The organism is Acinetobacter sp. ANC_7504 (assembly GCF_056779995.1).
The window spans coordinates 1-8276 of record NZ_JBWYIZ010000021.1 but is presented as its reverse complement, the minus strand read 5'-3'; the positions used below and the strand labels follow the sequence as shown (position 1 = coordinate 8276).

Annotated in this window: 7 protein-coding genes; 5 read left to right on the top strand and 2 right to left on the bottom strand. The window is 36.2% G+C overall.

The features are described 5' to 3' along the window. The first annotated feature begins 218 nt into the window (after window positions 1–218). From AC1M9F_RS14295 to AC1M9F_RS14280, 4 genes are all read left to right on the top strand, one after another. Window positions 219–1133: a LysR family transcriptional regulator gene (locus AC1M9F_RS14295; RefSeq protein ID WP_035270297.1), complete on the top strand. Its 915-nt coding sequence runs from the start codon at window positions 219–221 to the stop codon at window positions 1131–1133. A gap of 386 nt (window positions 1134–1519) precedes the next feature. Beyond that, window positions 1520–2890: an aromatic acid/H+ symport family MFS transporter gene (locus AC1M9F_RS14290; RefSeq protein ID WP_481588077.1), complete on the top strand. Its 1371-nt coding sequence runs from the start codon at window positions 1520–1522 to the stop codon at window positions 2888–2890. 83 nt (window positions 2891–2973) lie between these two features. Then, the gene (locus AC1M9F_RS14285; protein ID WP_481598094.1) at window positions 2974–4272 is read left to right on the top strand and encodes a DcaP family trimeric outer membrane transporter; all 1299 of its coding nucleotides are present in this window, start codon (window positions 2974–2976) and stop codon (window positions 4270–4272) included. Between the two features lie 165 nt (window positions 4273–4437). Continuing rightward, window positions 4438–5331, top strand: coding sequence for a LysR family transcriptional regulator (locus AC1M9F_RS14280; protein ID WP_481598093.1), 894 nt, complete (start codon window positions 4438–4440; stop codon window positions 5329–5331). A 90-nt stretch (window positions 5332–5421) separates the two neighbouring features. Here the strand turns inward: AC1M9F_RS14280 and AC1M9F_RS14275 are convergent, their stop codons facing one another. Together AC1M9F_RS14275 and AC1M9F_RS14270 are read right to left on the bottom strand one after the other, a co-directional pair. Further along, a complete protein-coding gene (locus AC1M9F_RS14275) occupies window positions 5422–6165 on the bottom strand; it encodes a 3-oxoacyl-ACP reductase (protein ID WP_481598095.1) in 744 nt (247 codons plus the stop codon). A gap of 96 nt (window positions 6166–6261) precedes the next feature. Continuing rightward, window positions 6262–7332, bottom strand: coding sequence for a zinc-binding metallopeptidase family protein (locus AC1M9F_RS14270; RefSeq protein ID WP_481598092.1), 1071 nt, complete (start codon window positions 7330–7332; stop codon window positions 6262–6264). A 330-nt stretch (window positions 7333–7662) separates the two neighbouring features. On the opposite strand from AC1M9F_RS14270, the gene AC1M9F_RS14265 reads away from it, so the two are divergent. Beyond that, window positions 7663–8276, top strand: a 614-nt coding sequence (locus AC1M9F_RS14265) for a BapA/Bap/LapF family prefix-like domain-containing protein (RefSeq protein ID WP_481598091.1), incomplete at its 3' end; no start/stop codon positions are given.

The following is an 8276-nucleotide window of genomic DNA, read 5'->3' as shown; positions in this document are numbered from 1 at the left end:
ATTTTAATGAGGACTAAGGTTTGAGTTTGCATCGTTGCGACCGCCATCTTGTGTGGGCGGATCGTCGGGATTTCAACGAGCAAGGTTTCAACTGATGTAATCATTTCCACTCTACGCATTCTTGCATTGTGTATTTCATGTGGTATACCTTAAAAGAATGCAAAAATAGAGTCGAAGATCATTTTTGCATTTTAATATATTTAAAAGGTATGGAAGTCATGGAGCTTAGACATCTACGATATTTTGTCGCAGTGGTAGAAGAACAAAGTTTTACAAAAGCAGCCGAAAAGTTATTTATCGCGCAGCCACCATTAAGTAGACAAATTCAAAATTTGGAATCAGAGCTTGGCATTGCTTTATTTGAGCGAGGTAGCCGTCCATTAAAAACAACACAAGCCGGATATTTCTTTTATCAGCACGCAGTGAAATTACTTGCCAATGCTGAAGAAGTTAAGTCTATGACAAAGCGTATAGGTCTAGTTGAACGTACAGTAACAATGGGGTTTGTCGGGTCACTGCTTTATGGGCTGCTTTCTAAAATTGTATATTTATATAGGCAGCAGCAACCCCACTTAAAGATTGAACTTGTTGAAATGACCACGTTAGAACAAGTTAAAGCACTCAAAGAGGGGAAGATTGATGTTGGATTTGGGCGGCTTAGAATTTCAGATCCAGCATTGAAGCGAATTTTGCTTCGTGAAGAGCGCTTAATGATGGCAGTGCATGCGAGTCATCCTTTAAGTTTAAAAAAAGAAGGCGTTTATCTGTCTGATATTTCTGATGAAAATATTTTTTTATACCCTAGCCATACAACCCCTAGTTTTGCAACTCAAGTCCAAGCCTTGTTTGCAGAATATAATTTAGAACCTAAAAATATACGTTTGGTGCGAGAAATTCAGCTATCTCTTGGTTTGGTTGCAGCTGGTGAAGGTATTTGTATTGTTCCAGAAAGTGCGAAATCAATTCAGCTATCCCATTTGCTTTACATTCCAATTTTAGATGAAACTGCAGTAAGTCCAGTATTTATGACGATACGTAATCTAGATGAGAGCGAGGACATCATGTCTCTAATAGATTGTATTTACCAAGTGTATGATTTAGAAGCAATTAAGTATGATAGAAATTTAATTTAGATAGGGTCTAATACAATAATTAGACTTAGGTCTAAAGCTATTGGATAAAAAATAGCAATCAAAAATCTTAAATACTCAAAATAACTACGACTTTAGCTTATGCCCCGAAAAGGGGCTTAATTTTTTTTGATAAATTTCAAACAAATAATTTTAACTTTGAAGAAAAAGTAGGTTGCAATAAAAAATTCAAATTAGAAATTCTCAAAGAATTTTTTTTTAAAGTAATTATTCGTCTAATTTTCATTCAATCATACTAGAAATAAGCCCTCGAGATTATTTAGACCTTGAAGGTATATATATAGATATATTCGGTTTTGGACATTTTTTCAGCTTTAAGTCAATGTTGCGTCATATTTTTGGAGAGTTTATTTGCAGGAGGCGCAACCTTGGAAGCAAACAAATTAAATATCAATCGTGTGATTGATGATGCTAAGTTCACACCATTTCATTGGGGTGTATTGTTTTGGTGCTTATTGATTATTATCTTTGATGGTTATGATCTTGTCATTTACGGAGTTGCATTACCTTTATTAATGCAGGAATGGGCATTAACTTCAGTACAAGCTGGATTGTTAGCAAGTACAGCTTTATTTGGGATGATGTTCGGTGCTATGTCATTTGGTACATTATCAGATAAGCTTGGTCGTAAAAAAACCATCATGATTTGTGTGGCAATCTTCAGTGGATTTACATTTTTGGGGGCATTTGCATCGAATCCAACTGAATTTGGTATTTTACGCTTTCTTGCTGGTCTAGGTATTGGCGGTGTGATGCCTAACGTTGTTGCTTTAATGACTGAATATGCACCTAAGCGAATTAGAAGTACTTTAGTTGCCCTTATGTTCAGTGGATATGCAATTGGTGGTATGACGTCAGCATTATTAGGTGCTTGGTTAGTTCCACAATATGGCTGGAAAATTATGTTCTATATCGCTGCATTGCCTTTAATCGCATTGCCGTTGATTTGGAAATTCCTACCAGAATCTTTGATGTACCTGACCAACAAAAACCAAACCGAGCAAGTGCGAATTAATGTGAAGAAAATCGCACCTGAAAAAAATATTACTGCTGACACTCAATTTGTATTAGATGAAGTCACAGCAGGTGATGAAGCTCCTTTAAAAGCATTATTCCAGCAAGGTCGTACCTTCAGTACTTTCATGTTCTGGGTTGCATTCTTTATGTGTTTACTCATGGTTTATGCTTTAGGAAGCTGGTTGCCAAAACTGATGATTCAAGCCGGTTACTCGCTTGGTGCAAGTATGATCTTCCTATTTGCATTAAATATCGGTGGTATGGTGGGTGCAATCGGTGGTGGATATCTTGCAGATCGTTTCCACATCAAAAAAGTACTCACAATTATGTTCGTGTGCGGTGCACTTGCACTTATCCTTCTCGGCTTTAATAGTCCACAAATCGTGTTGTATACGCTAATTGCAATCGCGGGCGCTGCAACGATTGGCTCACAAATTCTACTTTATACATTCGTCGCACAATATTATCCGTCGACAGTTCGTTCAACAGGTATGGGTTGGGCATCTGGTATTGGTCGAATTGGTGCAATCGTAGGTCCAGTACTCACTGGTGCTTTGTTAACCATGGAACTTCCGCACCAAATGAATTTCTTGGTCATCGCAATTCCTGGTGTGATTGCAGCCTTAGCAATTTTCATGGTGAATCTGAAAAATTCAGTAGATGGTAAAATTGCTCAGGAAGAATCTGTACACTCTTCTAAAGTCGTAGAACAAACTCAGTAAAAATTCTTTATAAATAAGACAGCTACCAGAAGGTGGCTGTTACTTAGACTTTTAAACCATTTTATAGGATAAGAGAGATTAGGATGATCTTTTCAAACAAACCTTTTACTTTAAGTTTAATCTCATTAGCTGTTTTAACATCTACTGCAGCATACGCGAATAGTCCACAACAGTCTGAAATAGAGCAACTACGTCAAGAAATTGAAGTACTTAAATCAATGATGGAACAACAACAGAAGAATGCTGTTGTACAGACAAAATCGATTGAGACATTAAAAACTGAATCTGTTAACCCCCAACCAAAACTAAATGTTGGTAAAGATACCACTTTTAATTTTTATGGTAATGTTCGTCTAGATGCCTCATATCAAGCCGAAGGTAGTGCGGCAGATCGCCTATATAATAATATTAATAAAGTTCCTTTAGCGGGACAAAGTGAAGCAAGTGATCAACTGAAGTCGACTCTTGCGGCAACACGTTTAGGTTTGGATATTCATAGTCAAATCAATGATAAAAAAGTTTCAGGTAAAGTTGAAGTCGACTTTTTGGGTGGGACAGGATTTGATAATCTTCGTATACGTCATGCTTATATGAATTACGATAAATGGTTAATTGGTCAAACTTGGTCTAACTTTGCTGTACCAGACTACATGCCTGAAACGATTGATGCCTTAGGTTATGTTGGTGGTGCTGTAAAACGAACCCCTCAAGTTCGTTATAGTATGAGTTTAGCACCTGCAACAGGCTTGGTCCTTGCAGCAGAAGATCCAAAAGATGGATTATCAAAAATGCGTACACCTGCAGTCACAGCGCGATTGAACCATCAGTTAAATGATGATGCTAAACTCAGTTTACGTACTATGGTTAACGAAAAGAAAACAGAGGTTGATGAAGTCGTTGCATGGGGCGTAGGACTCGGTTTGCAATATAAATTAGCACCTTCAACTACACTGAAAGCTGACTATTATCATGTAAAAGGTGACAGCAGTTTCGTTTCATGGACGAATTCTGGTATCAGCCGAAATTCATCTGGTCAAATTTTAGATGAGAATGAATTTGACTCAATTACGATAGGTTTAACTCAGCAATTTAATCCTCAATGGCGTGGAACTGTTGGGTTTGGTTATATGAATCAAGATGTAAGTGCTGCTTATCAAACAGGTGTTTATCATGAAACCACAAATAAACTTGGTATTAAGTTGAATGAGGTGAATAAAGAACTTTGGCAAGGTTGGGTCAATGCATTCTATAGTCCGATCAAACCGATTAGCCTTGGGTTGGAATATGTGTATGGTGAGCGTAAAGCTGTAGTATCTACGCCAAATGGTTCTAACACAGGTGAGGATAATCGTGTCAGTGCTGTAGCAATTTATAATTTCTAAATGATTCCAGCTTGGATGATGATAAAAAAGGGCGATTTTTCGCTCTTTTTTTATGGGATGGTTTTAGAGAATGTCAGAATAGATCCTAGAAAAAATAAAATTATAAAAGTACTATGAGATCTTATTTGACTTTAAATTCTCATCTACTAGGAGAAGGCGCGTTTCGTGTACGAATTAGATTGCAAATTACTCAGTATTTTTTTTCATGTTTACAAATTTAAAAGTGTCTCGGTTGCTGCTGAACAATTGCAGATGAGTCAACCTGCTGTAAGTAATATTCTTAATAAAATTCGACAACATTATAACGATCCGCTTTTTTTAAGAATTGGGAATGAAATGATCCCGACGGAATTATCAAAGCAATTATTCCCATTGGTCAGTGAAGCATTAAGTAAAGTTGAAGCGATTAATAATTTCACGATCGATTTTGATGAAGCTATATCAGATCAACAATTCACCTTGGCGATGACTGATGTTTCGCATTTAGTATTACTGCCTAAGATTTCCCAATATTTAAAAGCAAAAGCATCTCATGTCAGATTAAATGTGCGTCCAATAACTTCTGAAACAAGTTATCAAATGGCAAATGGTGAAATTGATCTTGCACTAGGATTTTTGCCGCATTTAGAAAATGGATTTTATCAACAAAAATTGTTTGAGCAATATTATGTTGTGATTGCAGCAAAAGATCACCCGCGTTTAAAGGGAGATTCAATCAGCAAAGAACAGTATTTGGCAGAATCACACATTGATATTGATGCGGGAATGGGGCATTACCACATCGAAAATGAGCTGTTAAACCTTGAACTTAAAAGAAATATTTTAATGCGATTACCAAGTTATCTTGGTGTTGGTCTTGTTGTTCAAGAAACTGATGCGATTGCTACAGTGCCTTATTATTTGAGCGAAGTTTTATTATCACGAGGAAATTTAAAAATCTTTGATGCACCTATTGCTTTCCCGACATATGGTGTTAAACAATACTGGCATATGTCCTGTCATCATAAGACCAGCCATCAATGGCTTAGACATATGTTTCATGAAATCCTTGTAAAATAACACTCATAAATACTCTATGAGCAAGCGATTGGGGTTATATAGGTAGGCTATTCCTTAAATAAAAAATAGCCTAAGCTCTAAGCATCGTTATTAATTTTTAACTAAACCGCCATCCACTATTAAATTTTGACCTGTTACAGCTTTGGAGTACGGTGACAAAAACATTAAAATGGCTGAAGCAAACTCATCAGGAGTGACTACTTTACGCAACGGGGTAGCGGAAGCAATATAATCAAAAACTTCCTGTGGCGTGCTTTTACTTGCATCAGTTTGTTGAAGTAATCCACCAGACAACATATTGACATTAATTCCAAACTCACCTAATTCATGAGCACATGTTCTCGTTAATGCGAGAAGGGCAGATTTTGCAGTAGTATAGTCATGATATGGCACAACAGGATTTTGCACCAAGTTTGTTCCTATATTCACAATTCGACCGAATTGATTGGCTTTCATGTCGGCTAAAGCAGCTTGAGTGGTATTGAGAGCAGCTTTAACAGCACCCTCAAACTGAGTGTGCATATCATTCCACTGTATTTGTGAAATATTTGGTCTTGCATCCCCGTTAAATTTAAAACTAACGAGTGCATTATTCACAACCGAATGAATAGCTTCACCAAAGTGCAGTTTGGCAGCGTTAAACATTTTTGAAACTTGCTCTGCATCAGTAATATCTGCTTGATAACTAAATACTTGATCAGGATGTGAAAGTTTTAATGTTTTAGCAGACTCATGACTACTATGATAATTGACTACGACTCGAGCGCCTTCGCTCAATAAAGTCTTGGTAATTGCCAACCCAAGGCCTCGTGCTCCACCTGTAACGAGTACAATCTATTCGTTTATTTTCATTTACACACAATCAATAAGACTTGGTGAAGATTGTATTTAAATAATAAGTAACTTCAACCTTTGATAAAGCAGATATATTTATTTTTGAAATGAAATTTCTAAAAGTTTGTGATGAATAAATCTAAGCTTGTCTAAGACTTTGTCTGATAGCGTAAATGGATATGCATCATCTAAACCCATACTTCGGTTAAGTGCATTTAAGTTAAAAGTAATGGTTAACCAATTTTGCAAAACAGTTTCAAAGTTTTTAGCACCAATCGGATATTCTTCGATGGTCATACTTGGGAGATCAGCACGTTTAGATTGAACACTCAGACCCGCATAATATGCTGTTTCTAAGGTATCCATCATATGTAAATAATGTGCCCAAGTCTCTGCCCAATCTTCCCATGGGTGAGCACTCGCATAGGAACTAATAAAATTTTTCTGCCAGTCTATGGGTGGACCTTCGTGATAATGTCGCTTTAAAGCCTCAGCATAATCTTGTCGTTCATCTCCAAACATTACTCTGAACGCATCAATCAGATCTGGTCGAAGCTGTTGAATGAGATCGAAATAGTAATGCCCGCTTTCGTGGCGAAAATGACCGAGTAGGGTTCGATAGTTTTCACCCATTTTTATTCGGGTTGTTTCGCGGTATACGACGTCTGCTTCGCTTGCATTTAATGTAATTGTACCTTGAGCATGACCAGTTAAAACAGGAAGATCTGGTTCGGGCATCAAAAAATTAAATCTAAGTCCAAATTGATCTTGATCATTTTTTTTTGGTCTCGGCATGATATTTAGTTGTTGCATCATATAAAGGAAACGACGCTTCGCATGCTCTAATCTGCTCCAATAGATGGTGTGATCAGGATTATTTAAATTTGGAATAATAGAGGTAAGTTTGCAAGAGTCACAATAAATATCAGAACTTTCTGCGGGAATCATCCAATTGCATACATGGTGATGAGAATAATTAAAACAGGGTTTATAGAGTTTATTTTTAAATGTGGGATTGATTGATTTCCACAACTGACTGGTATGTTTATGAAAGCTTCCCATTTCTTTTTCTTCAACAACATAGCCTAAATCAGTTCCACAATGAGTACATGTAGAGTTCATAAAAAAGATTTGCAGATTACATTGTGCACAAGAAAAATATTTCATAAAAACTGATCATTTTTTTTGTGATTATACCATTGCTTTGTGAGAATTAGCTTCTCAACAATTGGTCAAAGCCAGTAAGTGAATAAAAATAATTATTAAGTTTGATAATGAATGTAAATTAAACAATGTATTGTTTTTGTAACATGATTGTGATTTTTAACTATTCAGCATTTGTACAATATAGAAGCAATTTAATTAAAAAATAGTGTGACTTATGTCACAATATATTGAAATATATGATTTTTAATCTAAAAAAATCTTGATTAGAAAACTAAATGATCGTTTAATGCTATTAAGTAAAATTTCTTTAAATCTATGGGTATTTTGTATATGCAAACTCAGATTATCTCAAAAAAAACCTTGAATAATACGATCACTTCAGAGAGCAATATAATTAAAATTGTTGAAGACTCAGTTGTAATGATCGATGTGGCTCCTGAAGATGTTCAAGAGCTGATTGTGAATGAAAATCAGGTCATTATTAAATTAAATAACGGGGAAACAATTACTTTAGATAACTTCAATTATGAAACTTCAGATCTTGTTTTCCGTAATCAAAACGGTGAAATGTATGTCCTTGATTTCAAAAATGTAGAATATAACCCATTAGAAAATATCGAAGCTTTATTAGAGGGCGGTGCTGGAACTGGTGCAACAATATTAAATAATTGGTTAGCTGGTGGAGCATTAGCACTAGGCGCAGTTGGCGCTGGTATCGCAATTTTTGATGCTGCTAGTGGATCAGATAATAATCCAACTGATCCAACTGATCCAACTGATCCAACTGATCCAACTGATCCAACTGATCCAACTGATGAGTTGCAAAAAATCATTGAAAAAGTAGAAGACTTGCTTGCAGCAGGTAAGTTTGATGGACAACAGCTGACAGATGTAGAAACTGCACTCGCTACTGCAAAAGAAGCTGCGGCACAAGAAGGTGCGGA

Coding starts and splice junctions, on each gene's coding strand:
- AC1M9F_RS14295 (WP_035270297.1), top strand. CDS start 219: ATGGAGCTTAGACATCTACGATATTTTGTCGCAGTGGTAGAAGAACAA.
- AC1M9F_RS14285 (WP_481598094.1), top strand. CDS start 2,974: ATGATCTTTTCAAACAAACCTTTTACTTTAAGTTTAATCTCATTAGCT.
- AC1M9F_RS14270 (WP_481598092.1), bottom strand. CDS start 7,332: ATGAAATATTTTTCTTGTGCACAATGTAATCTGCAAATCTTTTTTATG.